Source organism: Rhizobium leguminosarum (genome assembly GCF_019798305.1).
GTDB lineage: Bacteria > Pseudomonadota > Alphaproteobacteria > Rhizobiales > Rhizobiaceae > Rhizobium > Rhizobium leguminosarum_U.
In genome coordinates this window covers 155159-175739 of record NZ_JAAXDD010000016.1, presented here as the reverse complement: position 1 = coordinate 175739, position 20581 = coordinate 155159, and the positions used below count along the sequence as shown (strand labels likewise).

Annotated in this window: 16 protein-coding genes and 1 pseudogene; 4 read left to right on the top strand and 13 right to left on the bottom strand. The window is 61.1% G+C overall.

Annotation, left to right across the window (positions count from 1 at the left end; genetic code table 11):
• From HFO99_RS26815 to dnaG, 10 genes and pseudogenes are all read right to left on the bottom strand, one after another.
• Window positions 1-313, bottom strand: a pseudogene (locus HFO99_RS26815) (hypothetical protein); the annotation flags it as partial.
• A 36-nt stretch (window positions 314-349) separates the two neighbouring features.
• On the bottom strand, window positions 350-1087 hold the full coding sequence (locus HFO99_RS26810; RefSeq protein WP_222364663.1) for a DUF930 domain-containing protein: 738 nt from the start codon (window positions 1085-1087) through the stop codon (window positions 350-352).
• Window positions 1088-1308: 221 nt separating this feature from the next.
• Window positions 1309-1563 carry a hypothetical protein gene (locus HFO99_RS34000; protein WP_409994946.1) on the bottom strand — a complete coding sequence of 85 codons (255 nt, stop codon included), beginning with the start codon at window positions 1561-1563 and terminating at the stop codon, window positions 1309-1311.
• A gap of 53 nt (window positions 1564-1616) precedes the next feature.
• Window positions 1617-1910 carry a GYD domain-containing protein gene (locus HFO99_RS26805; RefSeq protein WP_018074042.1) on the bottom strand — a complete coding sequence of 98 codons (294 nt, stop codon included), beginning with the start codon at window positions 1908-1910 and terminating at the stop codon, window positions 1617-1619.
• Window positions 1911-2230: 320 nt separating this feature from the next.
• On the bottom strand, window positions 2231-4288 hold the full coding sequence (gene rpoD / locus HFO99_RS26800) for an RNA polymerase sigma factor RpoD (protein ID WP_064247751.1): 2058 nt from the start codon (window positions 4286-4288) through the stop codon (window positions 2231-2233).
• Window positions 4289-4935: 647 nt separating this feature from the next.
• Window positions 4936-5973 (bottom strand): L-threonine 3-dehydrogenase, encoded by a 1038-nt coding sequence (gene tdh / locus HFO99_RS26795; RefSeq protein ID WP_011652887.1) that lies wholly within the window; start codon window positions 5971-5973, stop codon window positions 4936-4938.
• 110 nt (window positions 5974-6083) lie between these two features.
• Window positions 6084-7271 (bottom strand): glycine C-acetyltransferase, encoded by a 1188-nt coding sequence (locus HFO99_RS26790; protein WP_222364661.1) that lies wholly within the window; start codon window positions 7269-7271, stop codon window positions 6084-6086.
• Between the two features lie 165 nt (window positions 7272-7436).
• Window positions 7437-8165 (bottom strand): class I SAM-dependent methyltransferase, encoded by a 729-nt coding sequence (locus tag HFO99_RS26785; RefSeq protein WP_222364660.1) that lies wholly within the window; start codon window positions 8163-8165, stop codon window positions 7437-7439.
• A gap of 172 nt (window positions 8166-8337) precedes the next feature.
• Window positions 8338-10206, bottom strand: coding sequence for a DNA helicase RecQ (recQ, locus tag HFO99_RS26780; protein ID WP_222364659.1), 1869 nt, complete (start codon window positions 10204-10206; stop codon window positions 8338-8340).
• On the bottom strand, window positions 10206-12215 hold the full coding sequence (dnaG, locus tag HFO99_RS26775; RefSeq protein ID WP_222364658.1) for a DNA primase: 2010 nt from the start codon (window positions 12213-12215) through the stop codon (window positions 10206-10208). Before dnaG ends, recQ begins: the two co-directional genes overlap by 1 nt.
• Before the next feature lie 669 nt (window positions 12216-12884).
• Between dnaG and HFO99_RS26770 the strand changes: the two genes are divergently transcribed.
• Complete coding sequence (locus HFO99_RS26770) at window positions 12885-13775, top strand: hypothetical protein (RefSeq protein WP_222364657.1); 891 nt, start codon at window positions 12885-12887, stop codon at window positions 13773-13775.
• A gap of 3 nt (window positions 13776-13778) precedes the next feature.
• Here HFO99_RS26770 and HFO99_RS26765 read toward each other — a convergent pair whose 3' ends face one another.
• Window positions 13779-14234 (bottom strand): GatB/YqeY domain-containing protein, encoded by a 456-nt coding sequence (locus HFO99_RS26765; RefSeq protein ID WP_222364656.1) that lies wholly within the window; start codon window positions 14232-14234, stop codon window positions 13779-13781.
• 270 nt (window positions 14235-14504) lie between these two features.
• Here HFO99_RS26765 and carA point away from each other — a divergent pair, with 270 nt between their 5' ends.
• Together carA and HFO99_RS26755 are read left to right on the top strand one after the other, a co-directional pair.
• Window positions 14505-15710 (top strand): glutamine-hydrolyzing carbamoyl-phosphate synthase small subunit, encoded by a 1206-nt coding sequence (gene carA / locus HFO99_RS26760; RefSeq protein ID WP_222364670.1) that lies wholly within the window; start codon window positions 14505-14507, stop codon window positions 15708-15710.
• 228 nt (window positions 15711-15938) lie between these two features.
• Entirely contained in the window at window positions 15939-16259 is a 321-nt protein-coding gene (locus tag HFO99_RS26755) for an antibiotic biosynthesis monooxygenase family protein (protein ID WP_065280776.1), read from the top strand.
• Between the two features lie 125 nt (window positions 16260-16384).
• On the opposite strand, the gene HFO99_RS26750 is transcribed toward HFO99_RS26755, so the two are convergent.
• Window positions 16385-17788 carry an MATE family efflux transporter gene (locus HFO99_RS26750; RefSeq protein ID WP_222364655.1) on the bottom strand — a complete coding sequence of 468 codons (1404 nt, stop codon included), beginning with the start codon at window positions 17786-17788 and terminating at the stop codon, window positions 16385-16387.
• 142 nt (window positions 17789-17930) lie between these two features.
• Window positions 17931-19175 (bottom strand): TCR/Tet family MFS transporter, encoded by a 1245-nt coding sequence (locus tag HFO99_RS26745; protein WP_222364654.1) that lies wholly within the window; start codon window positions 19173-19175, stop codon window positions 17931-17933.
• A gap of 396 nt (window positions 19176-19571) precedes the next feature.
• On the opposite strand from HFO99_RS26745, the gene HFO99_RS26740 reads away from it, so the two are divergent.
• Window positions 19572-20567 carry an aldo/keto reductase gene (locus tag HFO99_RS26740; protein ID WP_222364653.1) on the top strand — a complete coding sequence of 332 codons (996 nt, stop codon included), beginning with the start codon at window positions 19572-19574 and terminating at the stop codon, window positions 20565-20567.
• Window positions 20568-20581 lie beyond the last annotated feature (14 nt).

Here is a 20581-nt window from a genome sequence, read left to right as displayed (position 1 = left end):
GAGGTGGTTCCTTCTTGGCCTCTTCCGGCGGCTTCGGCTCCGGTGGTTTTTCCTTGGGCTCCGGTTTCTTCTCTTCCGGCGGCGGGACGAGCTCCACCTTCACGCTCTCGTCTTCGGCAGGCTTCGGCTCGATCTTCGGCAGCCCGAAAATCAGAAGAGCAATGATAGGAATATGCGCAACAACGGACGCGACGACGCCCCAGCGGATTTCAGGCCGCTGCTTTCCCGTTTCGTGCTGCGTTTCCGCCGGTTCTACGTCTTCTTCTGTCACAGCAGCGATGTGGCCTCTAAAGCCGGCAGCATCAAGCCACAAAAGAAAAAAACCGCGTGATCGCTGCAGCGACCGGAGTTATTGGTCGGCGGCTCCATCGTCGGCTACCAGATTGTGCTCTTGCCATTCACCTTGCGGAATGGCATCGCCGACGAGAAAGGCAAAGGACACCACCTTGCCGGAGCCGGCATCGAGCTCGCATTTGAACTGAATGTTGTACCACTTCCGTTTGCTGCGGAAGGCGCCGCCCTTCACCTCGACATCGTTGCCGCTGACCTTCTCCGCCGCCATCGCATAGGGCGCAAGCGCATCCGGTGCCATGGCCGGCTGCGCCCGCCGGACCTGCTCGAGCGCCTCGAGGTCACAGAGCTGCAGATTGCGCTCGCTGCCGGCAAGGCCGCGCAGCGCCTCACGGGCGCGGCGGCTGCGCGGATCGGCAATGACCTTGTCGGAAAACAGCTGCCTTGCCTCGACGAATTCCGCCGGCTTTGGCATCGGCAAAGTGATCGGTGCCACAGATGGCATTGCCGCAGCAGGCGGATTATTTGTAACCGGCGCCGCCGGCTCGGCTTCGGGTTTTGCCGCTTCAGGCTTTGCCTGTTCCGGCGAAGGCGCCTTGACGGGCTCGGGCATTTTCAGCGATTCCGCGGCCTGCGGGACGATCTCCACCGAGAGACCGTCATCCGGCATTGGCAGCGGCGGCTCGGCCTTCGGCAACAGCAGCAGAAGGAGCAGGATCGCAATGACATGCAGCGCGAACGAAGCCGCTGCACCCCGCCGGATCCCGTCATCCCATTTGTCCGCCGCCAGTTCCATTGGTCAGGAAACGGCTGTCGGACGATCGATGACGATCATGAAACTGAGGAGCGCTTTCATCATGAGCTTGCCGAAAAGTCGGGCCGCAGCCTGCCGCGGAAATTGAAGCACGCTGCGACACTGCCAGCGCAGCGAGTGCTCCGCAACATCTAAGATCGACGATCGCCGGCCCTAGAGCCTTTCCGGGTTAGATTGAAGCATTCTGCCGGAGCAGGTTTTCGTCAGGGCAGAGGCGATTGGCGAAGGGCATACCTCTTGGTACGTCCGAGCCGATCGCCTCTGATCCTGGCGCAAAGATGCCCGGCCCACCGGCCGCACTGCTTCGCCAATGCGAAGCAAGAGGTGCGTCCGGCGATTCTAAGGCTTGCAGATTTGTCGGGCAAATCTGCGGGAGGGTTGGCTGAAACGGGCCGCCTGATCGACCGGCGGGCTTGGCCGTAGAGCTTGGCTACGACGCGCGCCGGCCGGTCGACCATCCGACCCCGTTTGAGCCAACAGAATGCTTCAATCTAGCCCGGAAAGACTCTAGCTACCCGAGCGAGCCTATGAGATCCCGGTAGGCGGCTTCTGGGAATGCCTTCAGCGTCTCCGTGCGGACATTGCCGCCCATCGCCAGCGAGAGGGTAAAATGCGCCATGACGGCGTCATCTGGCGCCTCGCAGACGGCGACCATGTCGTGCCCGCCCATCGTCAGAAAGAACTGGTTGAAGGAGCCGCCGACGCCGGCGAGCAATTTCTTTGCCGCATCGAGCCGCTTTGCCGAGTCGCGAATATTGCGGATGCCCTGATCCGTCCAATTGATCAAAAGAATGTAAGTGGTCATGTCGCACCTCCCAGAGCATGCGCCGAAAAGTGTCAGCCGTTTTCGGACGACGTCATGCTCTATTTCTTTGATGTGGATCCGGATTCAGATTTCAGGCCCGTCAGACCTGAAATTATCCGGACCTAGCGGAGGATTGGTTCACGCAGGCACACGTCGACCCTCGCTCGCGGGTTGCGATCGATGCCTTCCCCCGTGACCGGATTATAGTCTTGTCACCAGGGAGGGACAAGAAAGATGCCGGGATCATTGGTATTAATCACAAAAGCAAAAGCCGGGCACGCAAGCCCGGCTTTTCCAATCAGAACGGCGTGGCCGAAGCCTTAGCTGTCGAGGAAGCTTCTCAGCTTTCTGGAGCGGCTCGGATGCTTCAGCTTGCGCAGCGCCTTCGCCTCGATCTGGCGGATACGTTCGCGAGTGACCGAGAACTGCTGGCCGACTTCTTCGAGTGTATGGTCGGTGTTCATGCCGATGCCGAAGCGCATGCGCAGAACACGTTCCTCGCGCGGCGTCAGCGAGGCGAGAACGCGGGTCGTCGTCTCGCGCAGGTTCGCCTGGATGGCGGCGTCGATCGGCAGCAGCGCGTTCTTGTCCTCGATGAAATCGCCGAGATGCGAATCCTCTTCGTCGCCCACCGGGGTTTCGAGCGAGATCGGCTCCTTGGCGATCTTCAGGACCTTGCGGACCTTTTCCAGCGGCATGGCAAGCTTTTCGGCCAGTTCTTCCGGCGTCGGCTCGCGGCCGATCTCGTGCAGCATCTGGCGCGACGTGCGGACGATCTTGTTGATCGTCTCGATCATGTGCACCGGAATGCGGATCGTGCGGGCCTGGTCGGCGATCGAACGGGTGATCGCCTGACGGATCCACCATGTCGCATAGGTCGAGAACTTGTAACCGCGGCGGTATTCGAACTTGTCGACCGCTTTCATCAGGCCGATATTGCCTTCCTGAATGAGGTCGAGGAACTGCAGGCCGCGGTTCGTGTATTTCTTGGCGATGGAGATGACCAGGCGAAGATTCGCTTCGACCATTTCCTTCTTGGCGATACGCGCTTCGCGCTCGCCCTTCTGCACCATATGGACGATGCGGCGGAATTCCGAAATCGAGATACCGGTTTCGGTCGCCAGATTCTGGATTTCCTGGCGAATGTCGCGGATCGTCGTATTTTCGCCCCTGGCGAATTCCTTCCAGCCGCGGGCGGCCAGATTGCCGATCGACTTCATCCAGTTCGGATCGAGCTCAGCGCCCTGGTACTGCTCCAGGAAGGAATCGCGCTTGACGCCGTAGGATTCGGCCAGACGCAGCAGGCGGCCTTCGTTGGAAACGAGGCGCTTGTTGATGTCGTAGAGCTGCTCGACGAGGGCGTCGATGCGGTTCTGGTTCAAGGACAGAGATTTGACGGCCTTGATGAGCTCATCTTTGAGTTCCTTGTAACGGCGCTCCTGGGCAGTGGACAGCGTGCCGGAAGCCGACAGGCGCTGCTCGACCTGCTGGTCCTGCAGCTTGCGCAGCTTCTTGTAGGTCTCGGCGATCGTATCGAGCGTCTCCATCACCTGCGGGCGAAGCTCGGCTTCCATCGCTGCCAGCGAAAGGTTGGATTCGTCCTCGTCCTCTTCCTCCTCCTCGGGAGGCAGGCCTTCGCCGCCGACATCGGTGATGTCGTCGTCGCCGGAGCGGGCGCGGCGGGTCTTTTCCTTCTCTTCGGCGAGCTTGCGATCGGCCTCGATCTTCTCGGGGCTCTGGAACTGCGGCGCCGCCTTGGCCTCAGGGCCGGAATAAGTCGTTTCGAGATCGATGATCTCGCGCAGCAGCGTCGTGCCTTCGTTGAGTTCGTCGCGCCAGATGATCAGCGCCTGGAAGGTCAGCGGGCTCTCACAGAGGCCCGCGATCATCGTCTCGCGGCCGGCCTCGATACGCTTGGCGATCGCGATTTCGCCCTCGCGGGAGAGAAGCTCCACCGAACCCATCTCGCGCAGGTACATGCGAACCGGATCGTCGGTACGGTCGGTCGGTTCTTTTTTCTTGGCGGTCGCCAGCGCCGTGCCGCTCGAAGGCGCGAGTTCGCCGCCTTCGCTCTCCTCGTCGCCGCCGGCGTCGTCGTCATCGCTGCCGCCGGAAGTACCGGCTTCCTCGGCTTCTTCGTCTTCGATGACGTTGATGCCCATGTCGGACAGCATCGACATCGTGTCTTCGATCTGCTCGGACGTCACTTCTTCGGACGGCAGGACCGCGTTAAGCTCGTCCATGGTCACATAGCCGCGCTTCTTGGCGGCTTTGATCATCTTCTTGACCGCGTCGTCGGAAAGATCGAGAAGAGGGCCGTCGCTTGCGCCGTCGCGTTCGACTTCCGCCTCTTCGTTCTCTTTGACCTTGGTTGCCATTTATATCGTCGCCTTCCTGACGCTATCCAATCTCGCTACGGTGAACGGGCTGTCTCAGGGCCTGACGCGCCGCACGCGCCGCCCTCGAATCACCTTTGCCCACCTAACGGGATGACATTTAAAGCCTGATTAACCACGATTACCGGCACCGGACAGCAAAGTTTTCTTGCTCTTGGATTTCCGGCCATGGTTGCGCGATCCGCCTTGACCCAGTTCACCATTCAACAAGTCGAACGGTGATTCCCACATTTTTTGTTCTCGTCAAGCTTTTCCGGAAAAAAAGCCCACAAAAATTCGGAATAAGCCTTATCCACAGGCTTTGAACCGCGGCAGCGATTGCGAACCCTTATTTAAGATGCTGCGAACAAAAGACAAGGGCAGCAAGAATTTTGCCCGCCGTACCGGTTGTTTCCCTCATTTTTGCAGTTGTGCAGACGGTATATGCACCTTTGGAGCGACGTGCGCCCTTCGGACGCACAAAGGACGCTTTAACAGTTTGAATCTGCGCATCGTGCTTTCCGAGATAGTGGCTAACGCGCCGCGCCGTCATACGCCTTCACCGTCAGCGCACCGATATCGAATTCGCCTTCGACCTCGAAAACCACATTGCCGCAATGGCAACTTCCTTCAGAGAACATGTCGTCTCCTCACATCCAGTCCATGACAACTTTGCCGGAATTGCCCGATCGCATTGCCTCGAAGCCGTCGCGGAAATCGTCGATGCCGATCCGGTGGGTGATGATGGGCGCGAGATCGAGGCCGCCCTGGACGAAGGCGATCATCTTGTACCAGGTCTCGAACATCTCGCGGCCGTAGATGCCCTTGAGATTGAGCATCTTGAAGATCACCTTGTTCCAGTCGATTTCGAAGCCCGCCGGCGCGATGCCGAGAATGGCGATCTTGCCGCCATTGTTCATCTTGTCGATCATGTCACGGAAGGCAGGTGCGGCCCCCGACATTTCGAGCCCGACGTCGAATCCCTCGGTCATGCCGATCGCCTTCATCACGTCGGCGAGGTTTTCCTTCGATGCGTCGACGACATGGTCGATGCCGAGCTTGCGCGCCAGTTCCAGCCGGTGCGGATTGATATCGGTGATGACGACCTTGCGGGCGCCGGATCGCTTGGCGACGAGCGCGCCCATGATACCGATCGGCCCGGCGCCGGTGACGAGCACGTCCTCGCCGACGAGATCGAAGGAGAGCGCGGTGTGCACGGCATTGCCGAACGGATCGAAGATCGCGGCAATCTCGTCGGAAATATCATCGGGGATCGGCACGACATTGCTTTCGGGAATGCAGACGAACTCGCCGAACGAACCCGGGCGGTTGACGCCGACACCGAGCGTGTTGCGGCAGAGATGGCCCCTGCCCGCCCGGCAGTTGCGGCATTTGCCGCAGACTATATGCCCCTCGCCGGAGACCCGCTCGCCGACATGATAGCGGGTGACCGCAGAGCCGATCTCGGCGATCTCGCCGGAAAATTCATGGCCGACCACCATCGGTACCGGAATGGTCTTCTGCGCCCACTGGTCCCAGTTCCAGATATGGACGTCGGTGCCGCAGATCGCCGATTTCTTCACCCGGATCAGCACATCGTTCGGCCCAACCTCGGGCACCGGCACATTCTCCATCCAGAGCCCGACCTCCGGTTTCGCTTTGACCAGCGCCTTCATCATATTCGACATCGGCAATATCCACCCTTGCTTGGCGCCCGACTTTGCTATCCCCTCTTCTCCCCAGCGGGGAGAAGGTGCCCGTAGGGCGGATGAGGGGGCGGCACGGCACGCCGTCAAACTCAAATCACACCCAATTCTCGCCCGGCCTCGGCAAAGGCCGCGATTGCCCGCTCCACATCCGCCCGCGAATGGGCCGCCGACATCTGCGTGCGGATGCGGGCCTGGCCTTTTGGCACGACGGGGAAGGAGAAGCCGACCACATAGATCCCCTTCTTCAGCATCAGGCTTGCGATATCCTGGGCGAGCTTGGCATCGCCAAGCATGACGGGGATGATCGGATGGCCTTCGCCGGCGAGCGTGAAGCCGAGCTTGGTCATTTCGGCGCGGAACAGATCGGCATTGTCGGAAAGGCGCTTGCGCAGGGCATCACCATTTTCGATCAGGTCGAACACCTTGAGCGAGGCGGCGGCTATGACGGGCGCCAGCGTGTTCGAGAACAGATAGGGCCGCGAGCGCTGCCGCAGCCATTCGACGACCTCGGCCTTGGCGGAGGTATAGCCGCCCGAGGCGCCGCCGAGCGCCTTGCCGAGCGTGCCGGTGATGATGTCGATCCGGCCTTCGACGCCGCAATGTTCGGCGGAGCCGCGGCCGTTTTTGCCGACGAAGCCGACGGCATGGCTGTCATCGACCATGACCATCGCACCATATTTCTCGGCGAGATCACAGACGCCGCCCAAATTGGCGATGATCCCATCCATCGAGAAGACACCGTCGGTGGCGACCAGCTTGAAGCGGCTGCCTTCGGCCTTTTTCAGTTCCTCTTCCAACGCCGCCATATCGTTGTTGGCGTAGCGGAAGCGCTTGGCCTTCGAAAGCCTGACGCCGTCGATGATCGAGGCGTGGTTCAGCGTGTCGGAGATGATCGCGTCCTCTTCCGATAGCAGCGTTTCGAACAGGCCGCCATTGGCGTCGAAACAGGAGGAATAGAGGATCGTGTCTTCCATGCCGAGAAAGGAGGAGATGCGCGCCTCGAGCTGCTTATGCTCTTCCTGCGTGCCGCAGATGAAGCGCACCGAGGCCATGCCGTAGCCGTATCGGTCGAGCGCCTGCTTGCCGGCCTCGGCCAGCTCCTCGTTGTCGGCAAGGCCGAGATAGTTGTTGGCGCAGAAATTCAACACCCGCTCGCCGGTGGAAATCGCGATCTCGCCCGCCTGCTTGGAGCTGATGACGCGCTCGGATTTGTAGAGGCCGGCATCCTTCAGCGCTGAGATCTCGTTGCTGAGATGGGAGAGAAATTGCGAGGTCATGGACGGCCTTTCCCAGAGATTTCCCTACAGCGCCGCGCGTCTTATCAGACGCGCAAAGGACGCTGTTACACTTTTAATCTGCGCATCGTGCTTTCCAAAAATCGATTCCGATTTTCGGGCCGATGCGCTACCGCCGGGTTAGCATATTGCCGCCGGCTTGTCTTCTCAGCGCTGAACCGCAATCAGCAGGAACATCGGCCGATCCAGCTCCTCCGCCCAATCCGGATTGTCGTGGAGCTCATCTTCGTTCGGGCTCCACTCCTCGACATGGCGAATGGCAAAACCGGCCGCGATCAAGGTGTTCAGCGTCGTGCCGAGCTTGCGGTGCTGCTTGACCACACCCTTGGCGAGCCAGTCGGTGGTGCGCGGACCTTCGACGGAATAGCGGTCGAGCGGCCAGATGCGCCGCCCCTCGGCATCGGTTGCCCAGGCGGGATTGGTCGGCGCCATGAAGATCGGATGCTCGATGGTGAAGACGAATTGCGATCCCGGCAAAAGCGCGCGATAGACGGTCGCGGCGAGACCGGCGAAATCCTCGATATAATGCAGCGCCAGCGAGCTATAGGCAAAATCGAAAGAAGCTTGAGCAAGCGTGAGATGCTCGAGATCGGTGATCTCGTAGGTGATCGCGGCATCCGCGGTATCGGCCCTCGCTCTGGCGATCATCTTTTCCGAGATGTCGAGCGCAAGCACGCTTGAAGCATCTTGGCTCACGGCAAAACGCGAAAACCAGCCGAAGCCGCAGCCGAGATCGACAACACGCTTGCCGGCAAGATCAGGCAGCAGCGCGCGCACCGCCGGCCACTCCGATGCTCCGTCGAGCCCGTGCAAGGATCGTCTCATGCCGCTATATCCGGCGAAGAATTCCGGGCGGTCGTAGATATTCTGGGCCATCGGCGCTCCTCCCTACTGCATAATTCCTTAAATCGGAATCGATTTCAGGAGAAAATGATGCAGCAATTCAAAGTGCTACAGCGTCCTTTGCGCCTCTGAAAAAGACGCGCGGCGCTGTAGAGGCAGCACTACCATGCCCCCTCGTCCGATCACAAGGATCAGCCGGGTCCGCTCAGCCGTTGTCCTGCGCCAGGATGATCGCCAGGAAGGCATCGCCGTAACGCTCGAGCTTCGCCTGCCCGACGCCTGATATGGCGAGCAATTCCTTGCGGCTGCGAGGCCGCTCCGTGGCGAAGGCGATCAGCGTCGTATCGGGAAAGACGACATAGGGAGGCACGCCGAGCGATTTGGCGATCGCCATGCGCTCGGCCCTGAGCGCCTCGAAAAGACCGCCGTCGGCGCCCGATAGTCCCGATTTGCGCTCGCTGCGCTCCGCCTTCTTCGTGCGCCGCTCCGAGGCCGGCCGGTCCTTGCGGAAGAACACCTGCCGCTCGTGCTTGAAAACGGCGCGCGCCTCCGGCTCCAGCTTCAGCGCCCCGAAGGCCTCGTGGTCGACGCGGATCAGCCCCATGGCGAGTAGCTGGCGGAAGACCGACTGCCAGACGCGCGCCGGAATATCCTTGCCGGCGCCGAAGACCGGCATTTCGGCATGGCCGAAACGTTCGGTCTTTTCGTTAACATTGCCGAGCAGCACGTCGACGACATGGCCAGCGCCGAAACGCTCGCCGGTGCGATAGACGGCGGCAAGCGCCTTGATCGCAGCCTCCGTGCCCTCCCAAGTCTCGACCGGCTTCAGGCAGGTGTCGCAATTGCCGCATTGTCCGGCATGTGCTTCGCCGAAATGGGCAAGGATTGCCTGGCGGCGGCAGGAGGCGGTCTCGCAGATCGCCAGCAAAGCGTTGAGCTTGGCGCGTTCGACCCGCTTGATCTCGGCGGCAGCACTGCCCTCGTCGATCATCCGGCCGCGCTGAATGACGTCGGCCATGCCATAGGCCATCCAGACGTCGGACGGCAGGCCGTCGCGGCCGGCGCGCCCAGTCTCCTGATAATAGGCTTCCACCGAACCCGGCAGATCGAGATGGGCGACATAACGCACGTTCGGTTTGTCGATGCCCATGCCGAAGGCGACGGTGGCGACCAGGCAAAGGTTCTCTTCTTTCAGGAATGCATCCTGGTTGGCGTCACGAACCGCCCTGTCCATGCCGGCATGATAGGCACGCGCGCGAATGCCCTGCCCGTTCAGCCATTCGGCCGTATCCTCGACCTTGGCGCGCGACAGGCAATAGACGATGCCGCTGTCGCCCTTGTGGCCGGACAGGAACCGCAGCAGCTGCTGGCGCGGCTGGTCGCGCTCGACGATCTCGTAGGCGATGTTCGGTCGGTCGAAGCTGGTGGTGAAGATCCGGGCTGTATCCAATCCCAGCCGCTCGATCATGTCGTCGCGCGTATGCGGATCGGCCGTCGCCGTCAGCGCCACCCTGGGCACACCGGGATATTGCTCGCCGAGCCGGCCGAGTTCGCGATATTCCGGCCGGAAATCATGGCCCCATTGCGAAACGCAATGGGCCTCGTCGATGGCAAACAGCGCGATCTTCTCATTGGCGATCAGCTCGCGGAAACCATCGGTCAGAATGCGCTCGGGCGTCACGTAGAGAAGATCGAGCTGGCCTGCCGAAAGCGCGCGGCGAACCTCGACGAATTCCTCGCGCGAGAGCGACGAGTTGAGTGCTGCGGCTCGGATGCCAAGCTGCTTCATCGCCTCCACCTGATCGCGCATCAACGCGATCAGCGGCGAAACGACGATGCCGACGCCGTCGCGGCAGAGCGCCGGGATCTGGAAGCACAGCGACTTGCCGGCGCCTGTGGGAAAGAGCACGACCGCGTCACCGCCGGAAACCACATGCTCGACCACCTGCTGCTGCTTGCCGCGGAAGGAGGAATAGCCGTAGACCTGCGTGAGGATATCGAGCGGCGAGCGGCCGGAAGAAAACAGCGCGCCGGAAGCGAAAAAGCCCGGTTCGTTTCGTTCGGTCAGCGACATCAGTGGTTCGCCGCCCCTTTGACGCGGCCGGAAAGCACGCCGAAGCCATCGATGATAGCCTCCTGGTTCTCAAGGCGCACTCCTTCGAAATGCACTTCCTGCTGGGCTCGCATCAGCTGAACGATCGCTTCGCCGTCGCCGGCTTCGGTCGCCAGCGCGATCTCGCGCTCGAGCTCGATCTTCTGCCGGCGCAGCGCCTTCGCCCGCTTGTGGGAAGCAAGCGCCTGGCGGTATCCCTCACGCGCATCCTCCATCGCCGCCTCCTCGGTCGCGATCCACAGCCGGGCATTGCGCACCTGCTGGTCGAGGCTCTTGATGAGCGGGCCGAAGCCTTCGAATTCCAGTCTTTCGGTCAGATATTCGCGTGTCAGATGCGGGCCGGCGACAGCCGCGGCCGCCCCCAGCATCGCCGACCAGAGCCGCTGCAGCTCACGGCTGTCATATTCGATCGCGGCGATCTCGTCATAATCGTCGATCATCAGCGAGGGGTGATTGACGACGGTCAGCGCCAGCACGCTTTCCCGCAGTGCCGTATTGTTCTGGTGGCCACGCACCGGGCCTGAACGGGCGAGCCTTTCGGAAATGACGCTGGGGCTTTTCGGCCCTGCCTTGCCGGCATTGTCGCGGCCCGGCCGGTAATTGCCATTGCCGTGGAAGCCGCCGCGGCGATCGCCATTGCTGCGGTTCTGGAACTGCGGCTGGAAGAAGGCGTTCAGCCGGTCGCGAATATCCTGCTGGTAGTGACGGCGCACGTTCTCGTCGGCGATGACCGCGACCAGCTGCTTCAGCCGCGCCTCGAGCTCGGCGCGCGCCTCGGGCGTGTCGAACTTGCCGGTATTGATCTCCCGGCTCCAAAGCATCTCGGAGAGCGGCTTTGCCTGGCTCATCACCTTGTCGAAAGGCGCGCGCCCATCATCGCGCACCAGATCGTCGGGATCCTTGCCGCCGGGCAGAAGCGCGAAGCGAACGGAACGGCCGGGCTTCAGATGCGGCAGCGCCAGTTCGGCGGCGCGATTGGCGGCGCGGATGCCGGCACCATCGCCGTCGAAGCACAGCACCGGCTGCGGCACCATCTTCCAGAGCAGCTCGAGCTGGTTTTCGGTGAGCGCCGTGCCGAGCGGCGCAACGGCATTCTCGATGCCCGCCTGATGGAGCGCGATCACGTCCATATAGCCTTCGACGGCGATGATGGTGCCGGTCGCATTGTCGTCCTGAGGATCGCCGCGGCCCGGCCCCTGGATCGCGCGCCGCGCACGGGCGAAATTGTAAAGGACATTGCCCTTATGGAAGAGCTCCGTCTCGTTGGAGTTCAGATATTTCGCCGGCGCATCGGCAGCCATGGCACGGCCGCCGAAGGCGATCACCTTTTCCCGCGACGAAAGGATCGGGAACATGATGCGGTCGCGAAAACGATCGTAGGAAACCGGCACGTTTTCATGGACGACCAGACCGCAGGCCTCGATCTGCTCCTTGGAGACACCATTGCTGGCGAGGAATTCCTTGAGCGCATTGCGGCTGTCGGGCGCAAAGCCGAGACGGAAGGTCTCGATGGTGCGCCCCGTCAATCCGCGGTCGCGCAGATAGGCGCGCGCCCTTGCCCCATTCGCCGTCTGCAGCTGATCCTGGAAAAATTGTGTCGCCATTTCCATGACGTCGATCAGCGAGCCGCGCTCCTTCTCGCGCTTCTCCATCACAGGGTCGGCAAGCGGCATCGGCACGCCGGCCATATCGGCGATCTGCTGCACCGCCTCGGGAAAACTCAGGCCCTCCAGCTCGGTGAGAAAGCGGAAATGGTCACCGGTGACGCCGCAGCCGAAGCAGTGATAACGGCCCTTTCGGTCCTCGCAGTGGAAGCTCGGCGATTTCTCGCCGTGGAACGGGCAGCAGGCCCAGTAATCGCCGCGCGACACATTGGTTTTGCGCTTGTCCCAGCTCACGCGGCGCGCAATCACGTTCGAAATCGGAACGCGGTCGCGAATATCATCGAGAAAGGTGTTGGAAAAGCGCATCGATACCTCTTGGCCAGCCTCCATATAAGCTGCTTTGCAGCTCCATGCCACGAAACTTGTCATGAAAACCCGCTATTCACAGGCTATGTGGCGGTCATCGGCGGCTCCGGTTATCCAATCAACAATGCGTTATCGCCCCCCTGCGACAGGGTGCGACATTATTGTCCTTCAGAGCCGGAATCCCGCCATCAGAAAAGCCGCAGCAAGGGCGGCGGCATCCAACAGAGATGAGAAAAAATATTTTGGAAACAATGGATTATTCCTCAGGTGATTGCGCCTCATCATCCTCTGCGCCACCTACAGAAAGTCCACTTTGGCGCCTCCCAAACCGCCGATTCCGGCAATTATTATTTTTTTGTAATTTGAATAAGCCGCCGCAGCGCAATAGGTTCGATCTCAACAAAGCGATCCCCGAGCGAAGCACCATCCCTACCCCCGGCGCCGCTTCGCAAGGGTGCCTTTGCAAATACCCTCCGGCTTGGGCTTCTGCCCTGCGTGCCGGCGGACGCAAAGAGCAAGAAGGCAGGAGCGCCCCCAGCTCCTGCCTTCTTAAATTTTGTGCTCTCTTGCGACGACTCTCCTTTTGAAATTAACCGCTTATTGACAAAACCGTTGACAGGCGGCGCTCGCATGAACGATGGATGCGCCGAACTCCCTGGACCTCTCCAAATGGCCTTTACCGCGGAAAATCTTGCAGCAGACGACCGCTTTCTCGCGGCCATTCTGCATTGCGCCGATCAGATGCTCGCCATCTATCGCGAGAGCCCGCGCATCGCCTCGATCTTCGCCGCGCAACAGCGCTGGCTGATGGCTCATGCCGGCTTCGCGCTTCACTACGGCTATTCAGACGATGGGAGGAGCGGCAGCCTCTATTCCGGCCGATTCATCGATTTTGCGATCAGGAACAACATCGCCAGCCGCAACACGGCCGCTGCTTTCATGCAGGAAATGCTGGCCTATCGCTTCCTGCGACCGGTTCCCGGCCCCGATAAGCGCACACGTTACCTGGAGCCTACCGAAATCGCCGAGCAGCATTTCACCCGATGGCTCGTCACCCATATGATGATCCTCGACAGTCTCGACGGCGGTGAGCGCGCCAGTAAGATCACCAGCGACCCCTCTGCGATGATGGCAGCGATCCAGCCGCTGATCGCAAGGGCGATCATCGGAAGTGAAGCGGTCCGCAATCCGGGGGTCACTTTCAACCTCTTCAACTGGGCGAATTCCGGCGGGCTGGTGATGGACTACCTGATCTCGCGCCTTCCCGAATTTCCAAGGACGGCCGATCGCGTCGTGCTCGGCCCTCTGTCGCTCCGGGAAATCCGCGAACAGTTCATGATCTCCAACACCCACCTGAAGCGCCTTCTGATGCAGGCAGCGACCATGGAGAGCATTGGCTGGACCGAACCCTCCCGCAAGGGCGACTTCTGGCTGTCGGGCCACTTCATCCGCGAATATTGGAATTATCAGGCGGCGAAATTCGCTATCATCGATGCCGCCGCCGAAGTGGTGCTCGGGCCTGCGGTCCGTGACGAACCACAGGCAAGACGCGCCATCTGAGGCTTATCCGTTCAATAGTTCCTTGACGGTGGCCGACGCCTTGGCGAAATCCATCTGGCCGGCATAACGCTCCTTGAGCGCCGCCATCACCTTGCCCATGTCCTTGGCGCCTGCGGCACCAGTCTCGGCGATGATCGCCGAGACTTTGGCGCGCACTTCGCTGTCCGAAAGCTGCTTCGGCATGAAATCCTGGATGACGATGATTTCGGCGCGCTCCTTGGCGGCAAGCTCCGGCCGGGAGTTCTCCTCGTAGATCTTGGCCGATTCGTCGCGCTGCTTCACCATCTTGGCGAGAATCTGCAGGATCTCGTCGTCGCTCGCCTGCTCCTTGCCGATGCCGCGATTGGCGATATCGCGGTCCTTCACCGCGGCCTGAATCAACCGGACGGTGGAAAGCCGCTCCGCATTCTTGGCCTTCATCGCCTCTTTCAGCTGGGTGGCGAGTTGATCGCGCAGCATGGTCTTCACTCCTGTTTTGATGCCGCTTCATAAACCACGCTGATGCGGGGGATCAAATAAATTGCGCGGTCGGCGCGATAAAGCGCAGGAAAACGGCGGCAATCTCGGCTACAAAGATTGACGCTAAGCGTTTGCGTGGCTATTTACCGCCACCTGCACCAAAATTCGTGATCAGGCCTGGAGCGCGCGGCATTGCCGCGTCCACACGCCTGCGAGATCAAAAGGCGGCGAGCCGCGGCAACGCGCCCGCCTGCCGGAAACGGGATGAAGATGACCGCGACAGCACCCTGGACAATCGAAAAGCCGACCGCCCTGCTCGTCCTTGCCGACGGCACGGTCATCGAAGGCAAGGGCATCGGCGCCACCGGCAAGGTGCCGGCCGAAGTGGTCTTCAACACCGCGCTGACCGGCTATGAGGAGATCCTGACGGACCCCTCCTATCTCGGCCAGATCGTCACCTTCACCTTCCCGCATATCGGCAATATCGGTACCAATGAGGAAGACATCGAGGATCTGACGCCTGCCGCCCGCCACGGCGCCGTCGGCGTCATCTTCAAGGCCGACATCACCGACCCCTCGAACTACCGCGCCGCCAAGCACCTCGACCAATGGCTGAAGGCCCGCGGCGTCATCGGTCTCTGCGGCATCGACACGCGCGCGCTGACTGCCTGGATCCGTGAGAACGGCGCTCCGAACGCGGTGATCGCCCACGACCTGAACGGCGTCTTCGACATCGAGACGCTGAAGGCCGAAGCCAAAGCCTGGAGCGGCCTTGAAGGTCTCGACCTTGCCAAGATCGCCTCGTCCGGTCAGTCCTCGCAATGGACCGAAACGCCCTGGGTATGGAATGAAGGTTTCGGAGAACTCAAGGCGACAGACGCGAAATACCACGTCGTCTGCCTGGATTACGGCGTCAAGCGCAACATCCTGCGCCTGTTTGCCGGCCTCGGCTGCAAGGTGACGGTCGTGCCGGCCGCAACGAGCGCCGAAGACGTGCTTGCCATGCAGCCAGACGGCATCTTCCTGTCGAACGGCCCGGGCGATCCGGCGGCAACCGGCGAATATGCCGTGCCTGTGATCAAGACGCTTGTTAAGACCGACATCCCGGTCTTCGGCATCTGCCTCGGCCACCAGATGCTGGGCCTCGCACTCGGCGCGAAGACCGAGAAAATGCATCAGGGCCATCATGGTGCCAACCACCCCGTCAAGGACCATACCACAGGCAAGGTCGAGATCGTCTCGATGAACCACGGCTTCGCAGTCGACTCGAAGTCGCTGCCGGATGGCGTTGAAGAGACTCATATTTCGCTTTTCGACGGCACCAATTGCGGCCTGCGCGTCCTCGGCAAGCAGGTCTTCTCGGTTCAGCATCACCCGGAAGCCTCTCCCGGCCCGCAGGACAGCCACTATCTCTTCCGCCGCTTCATCAACATGGTGCGCGAGAAGAAGGGCGAACCGGCGCTCGCCGAACGCTGATTTCAGGCAACACCGATTTCCGATGAAGGCCCGCTTGCAGCGCCGCGCGTCTTTTCATACGCGCTAAGGACGCTGTAACACTTTGGATTGCTGCATAATTCCTTAAATCGATTCCGATTTGAGGAATTATGCAGCGGCCGGGCCTTTTTCTTTATCCGCCTATTGACCTCAGCTTAACTTGAGGAATTACAGATCTGCCTGCAGACATCTGATGCAGGAGAAAACTGGATGAGCGGAGCTTTCTTTCGAGTAGACAAGTTCATCGTGCCGGCGGCGGCACGCGAGGAATTTCTCGTCAAAGTGATGATGACCCACAAAGTGTTGGAAGCGCAGGACGGTTTCATCGATCACAGGGTGCTGGAGCAGGTCGCCGGTCCGGGCGAATTCAATTTCGTCACGATTGCCGAATGGGAAAATACCGAAGTCGTCGAGCGCGCGCGGGCAGCCGTGGCGGCCGCTCATAAGGCCGCCAATTTCGATCCACAGGAAATGTTTTCGCGTCTCGGCATTCGTGCCGATATTGCCAGCTACAAACCTGTCGCGGCTTGAGGATAAAGACGGCCGGCTAGAGCATGATGCCGAAAAGTGTCAGCGGTTTTCGGACGACATCATGCTCTAACTATTTGGTTTAGAACGGGATGATTTTAAGCGACTCGGCCTAAAATCATCCCGTTCTAGGCGCCGGCCGTCACTTCTTCGCGGCGAAGGAGAAGATAGAAGCGCGCGCAGAGCATGACGGCGGCCGCCGCCAGCCCGACGAGGAAGCCGAACCAGATGCCGATGCCGCCGAAACCCAGCGGGAAGGCAAAGGCCCAGGCGAGGAAGAAGCCGATCGGCCAGTAGGCGATCAACGCCATGATCATCGGCACGCGTGCGTCCTTGAGGCCGCGCAGCAATCCATTGGCAATCACCTGCAGCCCATCGACCAGCTGGAAAAGCCCGGCAACGACGATCAGCGGTCCGGCATAGGCAAGCACCTCGGGCGCCTCGGGCGAGTTGACGTCGAGGAACCAGCTACCGAGGAATTGCGGCATGGTGGCAAAGAGCACCGAGCCCACCGCCGAAATGGCGCAGGCGAGAACGAGCACGGTGATCGAACCGCGCACCAGCCCTTGATAATCGCCCTGCCCATGCGCGACGCCGACGCGCACCGTTGCCGCCTGGCTGAGGCCGAGTGGGATCATGAAGGCGATCGAGGCCCATTGCAGGGCTATGCCGTGGGCGGCGAGCTCGATGGTGCCGATATAGCCCATCAGCAGCGAGGCCACCGTGAACAGACTGACCTCGGCGAGGATGGTAACGCTGATCGGGAAACCGAGCCGGATGACCTCCAGCAGCGCGTGCCAGTCGGGTTTCCAGAATCGCACGAAGATCTCGTAGCGCCGCGTCTCTTCCCGCCGCTGCACGAAAGCCAGAATGAAGAGGAAGCCGGCTGTCTGCACGACGACCGAAACGATCGCCGCCCCTTCGAGCCCCATTGCCGGAAAGCCGAAATGACCTAGCACCAGGGCATAGGCGAAGATCGCATTCATCACCAGCGTGACGATGGTGACGTTGAGGATGACGCCTGCCTTGCCGATGGCACTGACAAGCGAGCGCATGACGTTGAAGAGCAGCGCCGGCAGTACGCCGAACTGACCGATCATGATATAGCCGTGGGCGAGCTTGGCCACCTCGGGCTTCTGCTGCGCAAAAAGCAGGATCTGTTCCGCATTGAAGAAGGCCGGCTGCATGATGACCCAGTATGCGATCACCACCCACAGACCCATGCGCAGCGACCGGCGCACCGAGACGAGGTCGCCGCGGCCATAGGCCTGCGCTACCAGCGGAATGACGGCGATGGCAAAGCCCGAACCGAAGATGAGGATCGTGAAGAGGAACTGGGCCGACAGCACCATCGCCGCCAGCTGCTCGGCGCCGAGACGTCCGACGATCATCACATCGGTGGTGTGGATGCCGAGCTGAGCGAGCTGGGCGCCGATCAGCGGAATGCCGAGCGCCAGCGTGGCACGGAAATGTGCGCCCCAACGATTATCGGTTGTCGGCGCAAGCCTGCGCGCGTCGATCGGCGTGTCCATGACACCAGTCCTGTGATTGAAATATGCGTCGCCGCAGCTTGCGGCGAAATACCACCCGGGCTTAGATCAAAGCCCTGCAAAGGACTACCCCAAATGAGGCAGATGATGAAAAATTCATCATCGCATCACCATTTCTGATCGGTCAGCCCGTGGCTTCCAGCGCCTCGGCCGGCTCCCTCACCCGAACCCTTGTGAGGAATACCCCGGCGGCCAGAAGGATGAGCACGGCGGCCGTGAGATACGGCGCGCCGGCAAAAGTGACAGGCGCATCGGGCCGCGTGAAATAGGAAAACATCTGCGTGAAGATCAGTGGCCCGACAATGGTGGTGATGCTGCTGAGGCTCGTCAGCGCGCCCTGCAGCTCGCCCTGCGCCGACGGCGGCACCATGCCGGCGGCGATGCTGCGCAGCGGCGGGTCGGCGACGTTTTCGATGACGGTCGCGACGATGACGACGTAAACCACCCAGCCCTCCCAGGCGAAGGCATAGCCGGTCAATCCTGCAGCTGAAAAGCAGAGGCCGAGAAGCGCCGTCTTCCACTCGCCGAGCACCGGCACAATCCGCGGCAGGACCAGCCCCATGACGAGCGCAGCACCAATCCCGTAGATGCCGAGAGACAGGCCGATCTGACCTTCGCTCCAGCCGTAGCGATAGGTCGAGACGAAAGACCAGACCGAGGGATAGACGGCATGTGCCAGGAAGAACAGGAACATGACGAGGCTGACCCAGCCGATGCCGGGGTAGTGGCGCATCTGGCGCAACGCGCCGAGCGGATTGGCCCTTTTCCACTCGAACCGGCGGCGGTTCTTCGCCTCCAGCGTCTCGGGCAGCAGGAAGCAGGCGGCGATGAAATTGACAAGCGACAGCGCGGCCGCGCCGAGGAACGGCACACGCGGGCCGAATTCACCGAGGACACCGCCGACGACGGGGCCGATAGTGAAGCCGACACCGAAGGCGATGCCGATCAGCCCGAAATTCTTCGCCCGGTTCTCCTCCGTGCTGATATCGGCGATATAGGCCGAGCAGGTCGCAAAACTGCCGCCGCTGACGCCGGCAAGCACGCGGCCGACGAACAGCATCCAGAAGCTGGTTGCGATGCCGCAGATGAAATTATCGATCGCGAAGGTCAGCACCGATAGAAGAAGGATCGGCCGGCGGCCGAAACGGTCGGACAAGTTTCCGAGCAGCGGCGCGAACAGGAATTGCATGCCGGCATAGACGAGCATCAGCCAGCCGCCGTCGATCGCCGCATCGCTCACGCTGCCGCCGGTCAGTTGCTCCAGATAGGCGGGCAGCACCGGCATGATGATGGCGATGCCGATAATGTCGAGGAAAAGGATGATGAAGACCAGGAAAAGGCCGCGGCGAACAAATTTCGGGTCAAGCATGAGGCATCTCTGCAGCGGTTGGTCCTGAAAAGACGATCTCGTCGCCAAGAAAGTGACATAGCTCAGAAAAGAACCCGAAACAATCCGTGAACATTTCAAAGCTTTTGATAATGCTGTACGGGAATTTATGAGAGATCTCAACCGGAGGGCGCGCGCTGCCGTTCCAGCTTCAGAAAATCGAGAGCCGCCCCGCGGATCGTCGGCAATGCGCTCTCTTGCAATCGCCGCGACGCCATCCAGATCACAAGAGAGACCGGTCATTGTGCATTCCCCCGCACAGCCTGTTTGATACTCTCCGATTATCGCCCGAATGCGAAAGCGGTAGAACGGCAGCATCGATGACCACGCCCGGGGCGGATATGCGATCGCGCCGCGGCGCAGAAGAAGGAGAAGACAATGCAGACCTATCGTTTGGGTAAGACCGGACCCGATGTCTCGGCCATCGGCCTCGGCTGCATGGGCATGTCAGGCATGTACGGCCCCTCCGATCGCGCAGAAAGCATCGCGACGATCCATGCCGCGCTTGATGCCGGCATCAACCTGCTCGACACTGGCGATTTCTATGGCATGGGCCATAACGAAATGCTGATCGGCGAGGCATTGAAGGGCCGCAGGCGCGAGGACGCAATCGTCAGCGTCAAGTTCGGTGGCCTGCGCGATCCCCTCGGCGGCTGGAACGGCTTCGACGGCCGCCCGGTCGCGGTGAAGAACTTCCTCAGCTATACGCTGCAGCGCCTCGGCGTCGACTATATCGACATCTATCGTCCCGCACGCCTCGATCCAAACGTGCCGATCGAGGACACGGTCGGCGCCATCGCCGACATGGTCAAGGCAGGTTATGTCAGGCATATCGGCTTGTCGGAAGTCGGCGCCGACACGCTCTGCCGCGCCGCCACTGTGGCCCCGATCGTCGACCTGCAGATCGAATATTCGCTGATCTCGCGCGGCATCGAGGAGAAGATCCTGCCGACGGCACGCGAACTTGGCATCTCGATCACCGCTTACGGCGTGCTCTCGCGCGGCCTGATCAGCGGCCACTGGCAAAAGGGCCAGGGTGGGACGGCGGGCGATTTCCGCGCCTACAGCCCGCGCTTCCAGGAAGGCAATATCGAGCAGAACCTCGCTCTGGTGGAGAAGCTGCGTGAGATTGCTGAGGCAAAGAGCGTCTCTGTCGCACAGATCGCCATCGCCTGGGTTGCCGCCAAGGGCAAGGATATCGTCCCGATCATCGGCGCTCGCCGCCGCGATCGATTGACGGAGGCGCTCGGCTCACGCGCAGTCGATCTTTCACCACAAGATTTCGCCGTCATCGAACGCGCCGTGCCGAAAGACGCCGCCGCGGGTGGGCGTTATCCCGAGCATATGCTGCAGCACATGGACAGCGAGAAGTAAGCAAGGGACAGAAG